Annotated in this window: 15 protein-coding genes; 14 read left to right on the plus strand and 1 reads right to left on the minus strand. The window is 55.5% G+C overall.

Annotated elements, in window-relative coordinates; translation table 11 throughout:
- Positions 1 to 114: 114 nt before the first annotated feature.
- The 10 genes from zapE (at position 115) to rlmD (ending at position 11,020) form a co-directional block, all read left to right on the plus strand.
- The gene (gene zapE, locus PQR63_RS04120; RefSeq protein WP_408165863.1) at positions 115 to 1,212 is read left to right on the plus strand and encodes a cell division protein ZapE; all 1,098 of its coding nucleotides are present in this window, start codon (positions 115 to 117) and stop codon (positions 1,210 to 1,212) included.
- A 17-nt stretch (positions 1,213 to 1,229) separates the two neighbouring features.
- The gene (locus PQR63_RS04125) at positions 1,230 to 2,036 is read left to right on the plus strand and encodes a hypothetical protein (RefSeq protein WP_408165865.1); all 807 of its coding nucleotides are present in this window, start codon (positions 1,230 to 1,232) and stop codon (positions 2,034 to 2,036) included.
- A gap of 128 nt (positions 2,037 to 2,164) precedes the next feature.
- On the plus strand, positions 2,165 to 2,371 hold the full coding sequence (locus PQR63_RS04130; RefSeq protein ID WP_198361807.1) for a YdcH family protein: 207 nt from the start codon (positions 2,165 to 2,167) through the stop codon (positions 2,369 to 2,371).
- A 200-nt stretch (positions 2,372 to 2,571) separates the two neighbouring features.
- Positions 2,572 to 4,596 carry a DNA repair helicase YoaA gene (gene yoaA, locus PQR63_RS04135; RefSeq protein WP_408165867.1) on the plus strand — a complete coding sequence of 675 codons (2,025 nt, stop codon included), beginning with the start codon at positions 2,572 to 2,574 and terminating at the stop codon, positions 4,594 to 4,596.
- Between the two features lie 67 nt (positions 4,597 to 4,663).
- Positions 4,664 to 5,605 carry a flagellar brake protein gene (locus PQR63_RS04140; protein WP_408165869.1) on the plus strand — a complete coding sequence of 314 codons (942 nt, stop codon included), beginning with the start codon at positions 4,664 to 4,666 and terminating at the stop codon, positions 5,603 to 5,605.
- 111 nt (positions 5,606 to 5,716) lie between these two features.
- Entirely contained in the window at positions 5,717 to 6,454 is a 738-nt protein-coding gene (gene surE / locus PQR63_RS04145) for a 5'/3'-nucleotidase SurE (RefSeq protein WP_408165871.1), read from the plus strand.
- A complete protein-coding gene (locus PQR63_RS04150) occupies positions 6,451 to 7,377 on the plus strand; it encodes a protein-L-isoaspartate(D-aspartate) O-methyltransferase (protein WP_408165873.1) in 927 nt (308 codons plus the stop codon). Before surE ends, PQR63_RS04150 begins: the two co-directional genes overlap by 4 nt.
- A 135-nt stretch (positions 7,378 to 7,512) precedes the next feature.
- The gene (locus PQR63_RS04155) at positions 7,513 to 8,535 is read left to right on the plus strand and encodes a peptidoglycan DD-metalloendopeptidase family protein (protein ID WP_408165874.1); all 1,023 of its coding nucleotides are present in this window, start codon (positions 7,513 to 7,515) and stop codon (positions 8,533 to 8,535) included.
- Between the two features lie 3 nt (positions 8,536 to 8,538).
- Positions 8,539 to 9,564 carry an RNA polymerase sigma factor RpoS gene (gene rpoS / locus PQR63_RS04160; protein ID WP_408165876.1) on the plus strand — a complete coding sequence of 342 codons (1,026 nt, stop codon included), beginning with the start codon at positions 8,539 to 8,541 and terminating at the stop codon, positions 9,562 to 9,564.
- A 100-nt stretch (positions 9,565 to 9,664) separates the two neighbouring features.
- Positions 9,665 to 11,020: a 23S rRNA (uracil(1939)-C(5))-methyltransferase RlmD gene (gene rlmD / locus PQR63_RS04165; RefSeq protein WP_408165878.1), complete on the plus strand. Its 1,356-nt coding sequence runs from the start codon at positions 9,665 to 9,667 to the stop codon at positions 11,018 to 11,020.
- An 80-nt stretch (positions 11,021 to 11,100) separates the two neighbouring features.
- On the opposite strand, the gene PQR63_RS04170 is transcribed toward rlmD, so the two are convergent.
- Complete coding sequence (locus PQR63_RS04170) at positions 11,101 to 11,793, minus strand: Bax inhibitor-1/YccA family protein (RefSeq protein WP_408165880.1); 693 nt, start codon at positions 11,791 to 11,793, stop codon at positions 11,101 to 11,103.
- A gap of 224 nt (positions 11,794 to 12,017) precedes the next feature.
- Between PQR63_RS04170 and ndk the strand changes: the two genes are divergently transcribed.
- The 4 genes from ndk (at position 12,018) to PQR63_RS04190 (ending at position 15,582) form a co-directional block, all read left to right on the plus strand.
- Positions 12,018 to 12,443 (plus strand): nucleoside-diphosphate kinase, encoded by a 426-nt coding sequence (gene ndk / locus PQR63_RS04175; protein WP_007877268.1) that lies wholly within the window; start codon positions 12,018 to 12,020, stop codon positions 12,441 to 12,443.
- Positions 12,444 to 12,510: 67 nt separating this feature from the next.
- On the plus strand, positions 12,511 to 13,692 hold the full coding sequence (gene rlmN, locus PQR63_RS04180) for a dual-specificity RNA methyltransferase RlmN (RefSeq protein ID WP_408165882.1): 1,182 nt from the start codon (positions 12,511 to 12,513) through the stop codon (positions 13,690 to 13,692).
- The gene (gene pilW / locus PQR63_RS04185; protein WP_408165884.1) at positions 13,689 to 14,513 is read left to right on the plus strand and encodes a type IV pilus biogenesis/stability protein PilW; all 825 of its coding nucleotides are present in this window, start codon (positions 13,689 to 13,691) and stop codon (positions 14,511 to 14,513) included. The genes rlmN and pilW overlap by 4 nt, the downstream gene beginning before the upstream one ends.
- Positions 14,506 to 15,582: a RodZ domain-containing protein gene (locus PQR63_RS04190; RefSeq protein WP_408165886.1), complete on the plus strand. Its 1,077-nt coding sequence runs from the start codon at positions 14,506 to 14,508 to the stop codon at positions 15,580 to 15,582. Before pilW ends, PQR63_RS04190 begins: the two co-directional genes overlap by 8 nt.
- Positions 15,583 to 15,591: the final 9 nt, after the last annotated feature.

Consider the following 15,591-nt stretch of genomic DNA (forward strand, 5'->3'; position numbering starts at 1 on the left):
CATCATCGATGGGCGAGCCTGGCTCGCCCATTTTTGTTTTGGTAGTTGCTGTTTTCACAAAGTCGGCCATCCCGGATGCTCCGGATGACGCGAATTAAAAAATAAAGATCAACCATGGATGTCCGCCAATTCTACGATCATGCGCTAAGCGAGCGTGGTTTTACATCAGACGAAGCACAGCAACGCGCGATCGATCGTCTGCAGCGCGCGTATGAAGAGTGGGTCGCGTTCAAATCGCAGCGCTCCAGCACCTTCAAGCGGCTGATCAATCGCCCTGATGTGCCGCGTGGCGTGTACATGTGGGGTGGAGTGGGGCGCGGGAAATCCTTTCTCATGGACAGCTTCTATTCGGTCGTGCCGGTGGTGCGCAAGACGCGTCTGCACTTCCATGAATTCATGCGCGACGTGCATCGTCAGCTTGATGAACTCAAGGGTATCGCCAATCCACTGGATGAAGTTGCGCGCCGCATCGCGAAGAAATACCGCCTGATTTGCTTCGACGAGTTCCACGTCTCCGATATCGCCGACGCGATGATTTTGTACAACTTGCTGGGCGGCTTGTTCGACAACGGTGTGTCGTTCATCATGACGTCGAATTACAAACCGGACACGTTGTATCCGGATGGTCTACATCGTGATCGTATGCTGCCGACCATCAAACTGCTCAACGACAAACTGGATGTGATGAACATCGACGCCGGCGTGGACTATCGTAAGCGCGCGCTGGAGCAGGTCAAGATCTATCATTCGCCGCTCAATGCCAAGACCGACAGCGAGCTGCGCGACGCCTTCGCCGCCGTTGCGGAGACCGCCGACGAAGACACCCGCGTCCACATCGAGGCCCGCGAAATCCGGGCGCTGCGCCGCGCCGGCAGCGCGATCTGGTTCGACTTCGCAACCCTGTGCGGCGGTCCCCGCTCGCAGAACGACTATCTGGAAATCGCCAGTCGTTTTCAGACCGTGATCTTGTCCGGTATCCCGCGCATGTCGGCGGCGATGTCCTCTGAGGCGCGCCGCTTCACCTGGTTGATCGACGTGTTCTACGACCACAAGGTCAAGCTGATCATGTCAGCAGAGGTTGAACCGGAAGAGCTTTACACCGCCGGCACACTGTCAAATGAGTTCCACCGCACGGTTTCACGTATCATTGAAATGCAATCGCGCGAATACATGGATTCCGAGCGCCGTCTGGCCGCCGATAAGCTTGCTTGAATATGGATAAGGGTTACATGCAATTATTTTTTGAATATTCGTCCCGCCGGGTGGTGACCTGTGCGCTCGGTTTGCTGGCCTTGCTGCCGTTTTCCATGTCGACGGCACAGGCGGCAGAGCAGGCGTATGGAACGCCGGGCCAGCCGACGTTCGATCAGCGCTACCCGACCGGCTCTATCCAGTCGACCGATGCTGCCGATGAGATTCTCCTTGAGGCAGATAAAGAGCGTCAGGTCATCAACGATCAATACATTGACGAGCAGCGCGCCTGCTACAAGAAGTTTTTTGTAGCTTCTTGCCTGGAAGCAGCGAAGGAGCGTAATCGCGTCGCCGTGAGACAGGTGCGTGACGTTGAAGTTGAAGCGAACGCCTACAAACGTCAAGCGAAAGCGGATGATCGCGACAAGTCGCTGGCCGAACAGCATGCGAAGGACGAGCAAGACGCAGCACGCCGCGCACAGGATCAAAAAGAAAAATCGGCTGCCTCCGCCAGAAAGATTCAGGAGAGCGCCGCCAAGCAAAAGCAGGTAGTGGAACGCGAGACCCAGGCTGAAGGCCAGGCCGATGTGCGTGTGAAAGCGCATGAGGCACAAGTGCGCAAGACTCAGGCGGAAGAAGCTGCCAAAGCACCTCAACGCGCAGCCAATGAGCAAGCTTACAAGGACAAAGTAAAACAAGCGGAAGTACACCGCAAAGAAGTCGAGGCCAAGAAAGCCGAGAAGGAACGCGAGCGCGCCGCCAAACAGCAGACGCCCGCCGTTGCACCTGCACCTGCGGTTACTCCTGGTTTGCCTGTTTCGCCGGCAACAACACCATCCAAATAAACGATCCATGCCGCCGGTCAACGCCGGCAGCGATTGTTGACCCATGGCAGGTGGATTACACTGTCAACAGTTCTTTCCCTTGGCAGCGATTGCTTGCAGTTGTTGTCGATTTTGCAATAGAAGCCACCATGACCATGACGCACCGCGAAGATATACAGCGCCGTATTATCGAATTGGAAGTCGAACATCGTGACCTGGATGCGGTGATCGACATGCTCTCGCATGAAACTCGTCATGAGGAATTACAATTGCGTCGTTTGAAGAAGCGCAAGCTGCAATTGAAAGATCATATTGTGTTGCTGAAAATGCAATTAACTCCCGATATTCCAGCCTGACCCAATTGGATTCCAGTCGGACTATTTTCAATTGCTTGCTGATCGCTTAGGCTTTGCCGCTGCGCTAAAGCTGGTGTCGACGAACGCTCCGCAGAACGCCTGAACGGTAAATTTTGCCGGAAGCTGTCCGAGGGATGAATCGGCAGCGCTTTTATTCATTTTCCTTGTTGTCCGGTTAACCTCTTTACAGGCGTAAGTCAGTGAGTTCCATCGAAGATACCGCAGCACCCGTTCCACATGGTATCCATGATGCCGAGGTTGAGCAGCTTTTTGGCGCAGGTGGCCCATTGGGTGGCCAGGTAGGTAGTTACCGCCCACGCCATTCGCAAACTGAAATGGCCAAGGCCATTGCCGATGCCATTGCCGGTCAGCGCACGCTGATTGCAGAGGCTGGCACCGGCACCGGCAAGACTTTTGCCTATCTGGTTCCAGCCTTGCTCTGGGGCGGCAAAGTCATCGTGTCGACCGGCACCAAGAACTTGCAGGATCAACTGTATTTACGCGACATCCCCACAGTGCGCAAAGCCTTGAGTGCACCGGTATCGGTTGCCTTGCTGAAGGGCCGCTCCAACTACGTCTGTCATTTTCATCTCGAACGCACGCTGCAAAACGGCCGCATGACCTCGCGAGATGACGTCGGTTATCTGCGTGAGATTTCGCGTTTCATGAAGACGACATCGTCCGGCGACAAGGCCGAATTATCCAAGGTGCCTGAGACGGCGCTGATCTGGAATCTGGTCACATCAACGCGGGATACCTGCTTCGGTGCGGAGTGTCAGTACTATCAGGATTGTTTCGTCATGAAGGCGCGCAAGGAAGCGCAACAGGCGGATATCGTCGTCGTGAATCACCATCTATTCTTTGCCGATGTCGCTCTCAAGGACACTGGCGTGGCTGAGTTGCTGCCGACTGCCAATACCGTGATCTTCGACGAAGCGCATCAACTGCCGGAAACTGCGACGATGTTCTTCGGCGATACCGTGTCGACGTCGCAAGTGCTGGAACTGTGTCGCGATGTGCTGGCAGAAGGTCTTTCGCACGCGCGTGATGGTGCCGACTGGGCCAAAGTGGTGTCGCCGGTGGAGAAGGCCGCACGCGATCTGCGATTGGCTTTCCCGGAAGATATCGTGCGCTTGGCGGTCAGTCAGATCGCACCGTCGAGTGTCTTCTTTCCGGCGCTGGAAACTTTACGCGACAACATGGACGACATGATCGCCGTGTTGGAAAAGCAGGCCGAGCGCGCGGAAACCATCGAGCAATGCCGCACCCGCGCCATCGAGTTATCGAGCCAGCTCGATAACTGGAACGGTGCGCAAGATAAAGCCGCCAGCGAGGACGGGCAGACCTATGTGCTATGGGTTGAGGCCTTCACCTCGTCGCTGCAGCTGCATCGCACGCCACTATCGATTGCGCCGATTTTCAATAAGCAGCGCGAAGGCGTGCCGCGCGCCTGGATCTTTACCTCGGCGACGCTGGCGGTGAAGAATGATTTCACGCATTACACCTCGCAGATGGGTTTGTGGGACGAGCCGGCGCAATCCTGGCCGAGTCCGTTCGACTACGAGCAGCAAGGCTTGCTCTACGTTCCGAACAACCTGCCGCAACCCAATTCGTATGAGTACACTGACGCGGTGATTGACGCCGCGTTACCGGCGATTATTGCTGCGGGCGGGCGTACCTTCCTGCTGTGCACGACGATACGTGCCGTCAATCGTGCGGCGGAGCGTTTGCGTGAAGAGTTCGAAACGCGCGGACTGCCTTTCCCATTGATGGTGCAAGGCGAAGCGGGACGGACTGAGTTGCTGGATCGTTTCCGCGCGTCGGGTAACGGCGTACTGATCGGCAGCCAGAGTTTCTGGGAAGGCGTTGACGTGCGCGGCGATGCGTTGTCCTTGGTGATCATCGACAAGCTGCCGTTTTCTCCTCCCGACGATCCGGTGTTGGCAGCGCGGATTGCTGAGTTGGAGAAAAAAGGATTGAATGGATTCATGCATCATCAGCTGCCGTCTGCAATCATCAATCTGAAGCAGGGCGCCGGTCGTCTGATTCGAGATGAGAGTGATCAAGGCGTATTGATGATTTGCGATCCGCGCCTGATTTCCAAGGGATATGGCCGACGCATCTGGCAGAGTTTGCCACCGTTCAAACGTACGCGTGACATCGCGGCGGTAGAAGAATTTTTCATTCGTCGCGCAGAGCTGGCAGCTGCCGCCGACGAATCTTGATCGAATCCAGAGACAACGATCGCATTGAAGCGATCTGCATGGTGAACAACCCATACAGAGGATAGGCATGGCAAGTTTAAGCGCATCCACCGCGTTGGTACCGGTACGAGCCAGCGAACTCATTGTCGGGCAGCGTGCGCCGTGGCCGATTTATAACGAAGCAGGCGATTTGCTGCTGGCACGCGGCAGCATGGTGGAAACACAAGGTCAGCTCGATGGCTTGCTGGAGCACGGCCTGTTTCGCAACGAAAAATGGGGAAGCGAACCCGATACCGACTCGGTGCCCTTGCCGCAATCGCGCGACGTACTGCAAAAACGTCGCCGCTCCAAAGGCTTGCGCCCGCCTGCGCCAAGTCGTGGGCAAGAAAGCATCGTCACGATGGACGATGTGCGTTGGCGCATCGGTGACGCCTTATCGTTGCAACTCAAGGAAGCGCCCGACGTTCGCTACAACATCAGCCTGATGGGCAGTCTGGCCGGTAAAAGCGTACTGGTTTCAGCGCCGGTCAAAGATGGCAAATACATGCATTTGCGTGACGGGCAGATCGTCGTGGTGCGCGCCTTGTCCGGGCGACGTGCTTATGCATTCGCCTCTAGCGTGCTCAAGTACCAGAATCTTCCCTATCCTTATTTGCACCTGTCTTGCCCACGCGAAGTGCGCTGCACGGTCATCCGCCAGGATGCACGCGTCGAAGTGGATGTCGACGCCTTTCTGACGATTGGTTCGGCATCGCCCGCTGCTCTCAATCTGCTCGATTTGAGTGTTGGCGGTGTATCCGGCGTCAGTAGCTTTCTCGGATGCACCAAGGATGCCAAGGGGCGTCTCAAATTCATCATCAATGTTGCCGGTGAAGATAGGGGCCTGGATCTGGACATCGTATTGCGTACGGTGGAGGCGGACAGCGATCCGAACTATGCCAAGTACGGCTTGGAGTTCATTGACGTGTCGGCAAGGGATCGCCTCATTTTGTCAGCATTTGTCTATCAAAGCGTCAGCGAAACCGACTGATTTGCTGCTTGCGGCGGGTGTTCCGGCTACCGGTCGAATACCTCTATGTTTTACGATGCGTCGCCGCATTTCTCTGCGAATTTGACAGGGGGCTTCGGGTAAAATGGCGGGATGAAAATTTTAATCAGTAACGACGACGGCTATCAGGCTCCAGGCATTCTGGCACTGGCCGATGCGTTGTCTGCCATTGCCGAAATCACCGTGGTCGCGCCCGACAGCAATCGTTCGGGCAGCTCCAATTCGCTGACGCTTGATCGCCCCTTGTGGGTTGAGCGCGCCGACAACGGTTTTTATTATCTGAATGGCACGCCATCGGACTGCGTGCACGTTGCCTTGACCGGTTTGTTGCCGGAGCGTCCAGATCTGATCGTCTCCGGGATCAACCAGGGACAAAACATGGGTGACGACACGCTGTATTCTGGTACGGTGGCGGCGGCGACCGAGGGTTTCCTGTTTGGCATTCCGGCGCTTGCTTTTTCTCAGTTGCACAAAGGATGGGAGCATCTCGACAGCGCGGCGCGCATTGCACGTGAAATCGTTGAGCGCCAGTTCGAGGCACTCGACAAGCCTTATCTGCTGAACGTCAATATTCCCAATCTGCCATATGAAGAACTCAAGCCTTGCGTCGCTACGCGGCTGGGTAAGCGGCATACCTCTGAGCCGGTCTACAAGATGCGCGATCCGCATGGCAAGGATATCTATTGGATCGGCCCAGCAGGTGCTGTAAAGGATGCCGGCGAGGGGACTGATTTTCACGCGACGGCGCAGGGACATGTCTCGATCACGCCGCTGCAGATTGACCTGACGCATACCGCGCAACTCGCCAATCTGAAGAAGGCATTGGCATGACTGATAAATCGAGCCGTTTCCCCTTGTCCTTGTCTTCAGTGGTCGAGAAGAAGGGCAAGTCGTCGACGACGGCTTCTGGTCGGACATCGACGCAGTTTGCTGCACCGACGCGTACTGTCGTGACGCCGCAAACGGCAACCAGAAACGCCGCTCAGGATTCGGGACGTCAGGCTGCGAAGGCACAAGCTGCAAAGGCTGCGCAGTCAGCTCAACCTGCAGGCAAGCAAGTTGTGCGAAGCGCCTTGCCTACACCTATTCCGACGGCCAACCGGCAGGCTCCGCTGGTGTCGGACGCCGTTCGCAAAGCCATGGTGGCGCGTGTAGCCAAGCAAGGGGTGAGTGATCCCAAGGTGCTGGCTGCAATGGAAGCGGTGCCGCGGCACATGTTCATGGAGCCGGCACTATCGAGCCAGGCTTATATCGACGCGTCATTGCCGATCGGACATCATCAGACGATTTCGCAGCCCTATATCGTTGCCCGCATGATTGAAATCATGCGCGACAACAACAAGGGCAAAGTGCTCGACCGCGTGCTGGAAATCGGCACCGGCTGCGGTTATCAGGCGGCGGTCTTATCGCTGGTTGCCAAAGACGTGTATTCGATTGAGCGCATCAAACCGTTACATGAACTGGCCAAAACCAATTTGCGCCCGCTGCGCATCGCCAACATCCGCTTGCATTACGGAGATGGTATGCTAGGTCTGCCACAGGTGGCGCCGTTTGACGGCATCATCCTTGCTGCGGCCGGTCTGGAAGTGCCCCAGGCCTTGCTGGAACAGTTGGCGATAGGCGGGCGTCTGGTGGCGCCGGTTGGGGGGCGTCAGCAAATGCTGCAACTGATCGAGCGCATCAGCAAGTTTGAATGGACCAGCGAAACCTTGGAAGAATGCCATTTCGTGCCTTTGCGTCCCGGCACGGTGTAACAAGAAATCGAATAAGCAGAATAAGCAGCACAGCCAATGGCAGCAAGGTGCGTGATCAGGCCTTGCTTGTCCCGATGAACTTCTCGCGCAGAGCGCGGGTCAACGTTATCGTTGTACAAAATTAATGTAATGAGCATGAAAAAAAATCGTTTGGTTTGGTTGGGGATTACCGTCAGTCTGCTTGCAGCGTGTTCGACTACGCCGCGTACCGCGGCACCTGTGGTGGATCGTACGGGGAGTTCCACCAAGCCTGTTGTCGACGCGAGCAAGCCCGCAGCAGCTGTTGCAGCTGCGCGTCCTGAAGGAAAAGGTTATTACACCGTAAAGAAGGGTGATACCTTGTACCGTATCGCGCTGGAGTCCGGTCAGAGCTATCGCGATATCGTCGCCTGGAACAACCTGACCAATCCGAACGACATCAAGGTCGATCAGGTGCTGCGCGTGTCGCCGCCTGATGGTGTGCAAACCGGCGCCGTAGTGGTCGGTGGTGCATCGGGTTCAGGTATCGAGGTCAAGCCGCTAGGTGCGTCGACGGCGGCGAACAACGGTGTTGCAGCTCCGGTCGCGGGTGCCGGCAGCAACAAGATCGGACCGCGCGGTGACAAGCGTGCTTATTCGGACAGTACGCTGGCCGAAATGGAAAAACCGGACACGGCACCGACCAGCGTAGCTGCGGCGGCACCGGCAACAACGGGAGCGCCGGCAGCAGCGCCGCAAGCGGCGACAAAGACTGAGCCTGCACATGCAACTGACAAGCCGGCGACGGCTGCTGCTGCGCCTGCGGCGGACGATGACGCGGTCTCTTGGATGTGGCCTGCAGAAGGCAAGGTTGTCGGGACGTTTGATGGTGGCAAGAAGGGCGTGGACATTGCCGGTAAGAGCGGTCAGCCCGTGTTGGCCGCTGGTGCGGGCAAGGTCATGTATGCGGGTAGCGGTATCCGTGGCTATGGCAATCTGGTCATCGTCAAACACACGAATAATCTCTTGTCGGCCTATGCGCACAACAAGACAATCTTAGTGAAGGAAGGGCAAGCTGTAACCAAGGGACAGAAGATTGCCGAGATGGGAAATTCGGATAGCGACAGCGTCAAGCTGCATTTCGAAATTCGTCAACAAGGCAAGCCTGTCGATCCGTCGAAATACCTACCTCCACGTTAGCGTATGAGCCCACGCCCTCACGATCAACTGCCAGATGAAGAGTCCCGATCGGACGATCCAGTCGAGCCAATGGATGCTGCCGACGATCTGGAAGTGATTGAAGAGGGGGATCCTGCCGACGGTGAGGGCGAATCAGAAGTTGTTGTCGCCATCGAGGGTGTCGAGGAGCTGAAAAAGGTTCTCGCCGCAGAACTCTCCACTGACACGACACAGCACTACCTCAATCAGATCGGCACCCGGCCGTTACTGACCGCTCCGGAAGAGTTGTACTTCGCCACGCTGGCCAAGCAAGGCGATTTCGCTTCCCGTCAAAAAATGATCGAACACAACCTGCGTCTGGTTGTGTCGATCGCCAAGCATTACATTAACCGTGGCGTTGCCCTGCTGGATCTTATTGAAGAGGGTAACCTCGGTTTGATGCGCGCCATCGACAAGTTCGAGCCGGAGCGCGGTTTCCGTTTCTCGACGTACGCGACCTGGTGGATCCGTCAGAGCATAGAGCGCGCCATTATGAATCAGGCGCGCACGGTACGGTTGCCCGTGCATATGGTGCGAGAACTCAATCAAATCCTGCGCGCCAAATATCATCTGGAGGCGCAACAGCACGATGGCCGCGACGCAACTGCCGAAGATATCGCTCATCTGGTTGATCGACCGGTGGAAGACGTGCAGGACGTGCTGACGCTCTCTGAGCATGCGGCGTCATTGGACACGCCATTGGACAACGACCCTCAGGCCAGCCTGATCGACCTGTTGCCCGGTTCGGGGGATGAAAATCCCGACACACAGGCGGAATCGCATGAGATGTCGATATTGATCCGGGATTGGCTCAAAAATTTGCCTGACAAGCAACGTATTGTCATCACACGCCGTTTTGGCCTCGACAATGATGACCCATCAACGCTGGAGCAATTGGCAAGCGAAATGGGGATTACCCGTGAGCGCGTGCGCCAGGTTCAGCAGGAGGCACTGATCAAACTCAAACGCACGCTGGTTTCACGCGGTGTCAGCAAGGATGCACTGTTCTAGCTTTGCCGGTGGCGTTTTAGCTTCCCTCTGATCCCCGGATCGCCGACAATAGCGGTTTTGGTTTTTTAAGGCTGCGACGGCGGCCGTATTTATTGTTTCTATGCAGCAAAATATTATCGATATCAAAGCCCTCGACATGGATGGGCGCGGCGTCGGCCATCTGGCGAACGAAGATGGCACCCAAGGCAAAGTCGTGTTCGTCGAAGGTGCGTTGCCGGGAGAGCAGGTCAGTTTCCACTCCTACCGCAAAAAGCCGAAGTGGGAGGCCGCCACGATGACGGCTTTGCATCGCGAATCGTCATTGCGCGTCAAGCCGCAGTGCGACTATTTCGGCATTTGCGGAGGCTGCGCCATGCAGCATCTGGAGCCTTCCGCGCAAGTCGCCATGAAGCAGCGCGTGCTGGAAGACAATCTCTGGCATCTCAGCAAGCTCAAGGCGGAAACCATGTTGCGTCCGATTTACGGGCCAACCTGGGGCTACCGTTATCGCGCCCGGATTTCAGTCAAGAACGTGGTCAAAAAAGGCACCGTGTTGGTTGGCTTTCACGAAAAAAAATCGCCCTTCGTGAGCGATATGAAGACTTGCGAAATCCTGCCGCCGAACGTTTCTGCCATGTTGGTGCCGTTGCGCCATTTGATCGGATCCCTGACTATTATCGACCGTCTGCCGCAAATCGAGCTGGCGATCGGTGAGGGCGATGACGGGCAGAAAACGACGGTGATGGTATTGCGTGTGATGGAGCCGCCCAGCGCCGACGACGAAGTCAAGTTGAAGGCTTTTGCCGACGAGTACAAGGTCGAATGGTGGTTGCAGCCAAAAGGCCCCGATACCGCCTATCCATATTATCCGCCGCAGTCGAATCTGCACTACACGCTGCCTGAGTTCGGTATTCGCATGCCTTTCAAGCCGACCGATTTCACGCAAGTCAATCATCAGATCAATCGCGTCCTGGTCGCGCGTGCCTTGCGTTTGCTGGATGCACAGCCTGAAGATCGTGTGGCCGACTTGTTCTGCGGTCTGGGCAACTTCACTTTGCCGATTGCTACGATGGTAAAAGAGGTGGTTGGTATTGAAGGAAGCACCGCGCTGACGGAGCGCGCAGCTGAAAATGCCAAGGTCAACAATGTCGCCGAGAAGACGTCGTTCTATTGCCGCAATTTGTTCGAAGCGACGACAGAGGATTTCATTGCGCTGGGCAAGTTCGATCGGATGCTGATCGATCCGCCGCGCGAAGGTGCGCTGGAAGTGTGCAAAGCCATTGCTGGTCTGAGTGAGCAGCATGCGCATCTGAAGCCCAAGCGCATCGTGTATGTATCGTGCAATCCAGCGACGCTGGCGCGTGACTCGGGTGAGTTGGTCAACGGTGGAGGCTATCGGCTGAAATTAGCCGGCGTGGTCAACATGTTCCCGCATACGGCACACGTGGAATCGATGGCGGTTTTTGATTTGGATTAGTGAGCCACTCGTTGCCTTGCTGAGCTGAAGGCGTAAAAAAAGCCGACCAGAAGGTCGGCTTTTTTATTGGTCATTACCGGTCAGTCGCGGTTTCCGCCAAAGATGCCGAGAATCGACAGCAGGTTGACGAACACGTTGTACACGTCCAGATAAATACGCAGTGTTGCTGAGATGTAATTGGTCTCGCCGCCGTTGATCACTTGCTGTACATCAAACAGGATGTAAGCGGAGAAGATGGCGATGGCAACGACGGAAATCGTCAGTTGCAGGGCCGGCAGTTGCAGGAAAATATTTGCCAGCGATGCGACGACGATAACCAGCAAGCCGGCAAACAGCCACTTGCTCATGCCCGAGAAATCACGTTTGGATACCGTGGCAACAGTCGCCATGACGCCGAAAATCAGTGCTGTTCCGCCGAAGGCCGTCATGATCAAGGTACCGCCGTTGGAATATCCCAGCGTGTATTCAATCAGGCGCGATAGCATCAGGCCCATGAAGAAGGTAAAGCCGAGCAGAACGGCGACGCCCAGTCCTGAATTCTTGGTTTTTTCGATTGCGTAAAAGAAACCGAACGCCACCGCCATGAACACGACGAAGCCGATCATCGGGCTGCCTGCGAACATGCTGAAATGCATTTGCACGCCCAGCCATGCGCCCAATACGGTAGGGATCATGGACAATGCGAGCAGCCAGTAGGTGTTGCGCAGCACGCGGTTGCGTGCGACGGCGCCGGTGCTGACAGATTCAAATGCGTTTTGTGGGTATTGGCTCATTCTTCCTCCAGTTGCGTTAAATGCGAACTAAGCATAGCACGACAGTCATGTGTAGGACATGTTCGGGGCTGTGAAGTTCTAAGAGAGATTTTCTCTCGTATTTGTCAAAATGTCATGCTTTCGAGCAAATTAGGCTGATAAATGACCTTTTCATGCTAGAATCAAAGGTTGATTGAATTATTGATTAACGGCTTAACCCTTTCTTTTTATTGGAGTTTTTACACATGGCAATTGAACGCACCCTGTCGATTATCAAACCGGACGCAGTTGCGAAAAACGTGATCGGTCAGATTTATTCCCGTTTCGAAAACGCCGGCCTGAAAATCATCGCTGCGCGCATGATTCACTTGTCGCGTGCGGAAGCTGAAGGTTTCTACGCGGTTCACCGCGAGCGTCCTTTTTTCAAGGATCTGGTTGACTTCATGGTCTCCGGTCCTGTGATCGTTCAAGCTCTGGAAGGCGAAAACGCCATTCTGAAGCACCGCGACCTGATGGGCGCAACCGATCCGAAGAAGGCAGAAAAAGGCACAATCCGCGCCGATTTCGCTGATTCGATCGATGCAAACGCAGTACACGGTTCCGACGCAGCAGAAACAGCCAAGGTTGAAATCTCGTATTTCTTCCCAGCGCTGAACATCTATTCGCGTTAATTTGTAGCAAGTTGTCCTTGATGTTTAGTGATCTATGCATCAAGGTTAACGAAAAGTGGTACATGTCATGACAACAGCTCTCACCAATCTGCTGGATCTGGATCCCGCGCAACTCGTCGCTTACTGTGGCGAGTTGGGTGAGAAGCCGTTTCGCGCCAAACAATTGCAACGTTGGATACACCAGTACGGTGTTGCCGACTTTGCCGAGATGACAGATCTCGCTAAATCACTGCGTGAAAAACTGTCCACGCGCGCCTTCGTCGCTGCGCCGGCGATCATCAGTGATCACACTTCTACCGATGGCACCCGCAAATGGCTGGTGGATGTCGGCAATGGCAATGCCGTTGAAACCGTATTCATTCCCGAAGAAAACCGCGGCACCCTGTGTATTTCGACCCAGGCCGGCTGTGCGGTGAACTGCCGTTTCTGTTCGACCGGCAAGCAGGGCTTCAATCGCAATCTGAGCGTCGGCGAAATCATTGGTCAGCTCTGGATGGCCGAGTTTGAGCTGCGCAAGACCAAAGGCATCGAAGCCGGCCCGAAAGGCGAGCGCCAGATCACCAATGTGGTGATGATGGGCATGGGCGAGCCTTTACTGAATTTTGAACCTACCGTTACCGCGCTGAAGTTGATGCTCGACGATAACGCGTATGGTCTGTCTCGTCGCCGTGTGACCTTGTCCACCAGCGGTGTTGTACCAATGATCGATAAGCTGTCGCAGGAATGTCCTGTGGCATTGGCTGTGTCGCTGCACGCATCGAACGATACGCTGCGTGATGGTTTGATTCCCCTGAATAAGAAATATCCGCTGCACGAGCTGATGGCTGCTTGTAAGCGCTATCTGGAATTCGCGCCACGTGATTTTGTCACGTTTGAATACTGCATGCTCGATGGTGTCAACGACAGCGACGCGCATGCGCGCGAACTGGTTGCGCTGGTGCAGGGTGGTGGCGACAGCAAGGCTGCCGTGCCGTGCAAATTCAATCTGATTCCTTTCAATCCATTCCCTGAGTCAGGATTGAAGCGCTCGCATAACCCTCGCATCAAGGCGTTTGCCCAGATTTTGATGGATGCCGGTATCGTCACAACCATTCGCAAGACGCGTGGAGACGATATCGATGCAGCCTGTGGCCAATTGGCGGGCGAAGTGAAAGATCGTACGCGTGTGCAGGAGCGTATGCAGAAGATGACCGAGTATCAGCAAAAATTCGGCAAGGATTTTGGCCGCATCGTGGAGATATCCGGGTGAGGAGAGGTTGGCAGAAAAGCGTCGTTGCCGCTGCGCTGGCGCCTGCTTTGCTCCTGACCGGATGTGCCTCTTCCAAAACGGACAAGGCTGCGGCCCTCATTCCGGATAATTCCGTTCCCAGTTTGCCTCGTGTTGCAACGCGTGCAGACGCGCAGACGCGGGCTGATATCCGTCTGCAATTGGCAATCGGCTACTACCAGCAGGGTCAGTTTGGCGTGGTTCTGGAAGAAGCAGGCCGAGCCTTGCAGGCTGTTCCTGATTTTGCGGATGCCTATAGTGTGAGAGCGCTCGCCTACATGGAAATGGGGCAGGCAAGGCGAGCTGAGATTGATTTTTTGCAAGCGATGAAGCTGGCGCCTGGAAATCCCGATTTTGCCAATAACTACGGTTGGTTTCTGTGCAATAACGGACGTGCTGCCGAGGCGATGCCATTTTTTAACTCCGCAATCGATAATGTGGCATATCAGTCGCCCGGCAAAGCACTCGCCAATGCCGGTGCTTGTAGCCTCAAATTGCAGGATGCGCAGGCGGCGGAGCGCTATTTTGCACGTGCTTTTCAGTACGAGTCGGCCAGTTTTGCAACGAATGTGAATCTGACCAGACTGTATTTTGGCCGGAATGAATTTGAGCGCGCTCGCTTTCATATCGGTCTGGCAGCAAAGAATAATGTCTTGAATGAAGAAGCACTATGGCTTGCCATCAAGATTGAACGTAAACTAGGCAATCAATCAGCCGAAAATGATCTGGCGGTGCAGTTGCGCCGCCGCTATCCGTCTTCGTCAGAATACGCGGCTTATCAACGTGGAGCATTTGATGAGTGATCAGCAGGGAAATGAAGCGCCGGTCCCCGAGTTCGTGTCGGGAGCAGAAGAGGTAAGGCAGGTCGTATTACCCGGAGCGTTATTGGCCGCACAACGCCAGGCCAAAGGCTGGTCTGTGGAGCATGCTGCCAGCCAGCTGAAGTTCGCAACCCGGCAAGTAATCGCTCTGGAAGCGGATAATTACGCAGCGTTACCGGGCTTGGTCATTGTGCGAGGTTTTGTGCGCGCTTATGCCAAGTTGCTTGGGCTGGATGCCAATGCTCTGGTTGCATCGCTGCCGCAGGAAGGTCCTGTCGGTAACGAGCCAATTGTGCCGCAACGTACGCTTTCGACACCGTTTTCGGAGTCTCCGCTGCCCCTCGGGAATCGCAGCAAAATGTCGCCCGGATTAATCATAGGCGGCATTTTGGTGGTTATCCTGGCCGGCGCAGCAGTGGCCATCCATGAGACGGATCTGCTCAGCGGCGTGCCGCAATTAGCTTGGCTGAAAGCTGCCGCCAACAAGGCAGGTTCAACAGACGAGCCGCAAGCGCAGGCGCAGCAAGGCCAGGCTACAGAAACACAGGATTTGCCGCCCGAAGTTCAGGATGGTTCGGATAAGAGCAAGCTGGAAAAGGTTGAGTCGGCGGTAGCAAGCGCGACGAGCTCTGCAATTACGAATGTTTCCGAACGCGTCGCCAGCGTTGTTTCGGCGCCTGCACCTCAGCCTGAATCTGCTACAGCAGAGAAACCCGCCGCATCCGTGCCACCTGCGCAACCTGCAGCAACCGTTACCTCGGCACCGGTAAATCCGGCGTCTCCTGTGACAGGCGGGTTGAGTATCAGCAACAGCAAAGATTTGCTGCGATTGACGTTCCGTGAGGATTCGTGGGTTGAAATTCGCCGCAACGACAAGACGACCATGATTTCGCGTCTGTTGAAGGCCGGCACCTCCGAGTCGTTCGATATTACTGAACCCGTAACACTGGTGATCGGCAATGCTGCCGGTGTTGATGCCAGCTTGCGTGGTTCCAAACTGGATTTGCAGACCACTAGCAGCAGCAATGTGGCGCGTCTGAGTTTGAAATAAGTTTGAAAT

The sequence above is a fragment of the Herbaspirillum rhizosphaerae genome (genome assembly GCF_046025915.1).
Lineage (GTDB): Bacteria > Pseudomonadota > Gammaproteobacteria > Burkholderiales > Burkholderiaceae_D > Herbaspirillum > Herbaspirillum rhizosphaerae_A.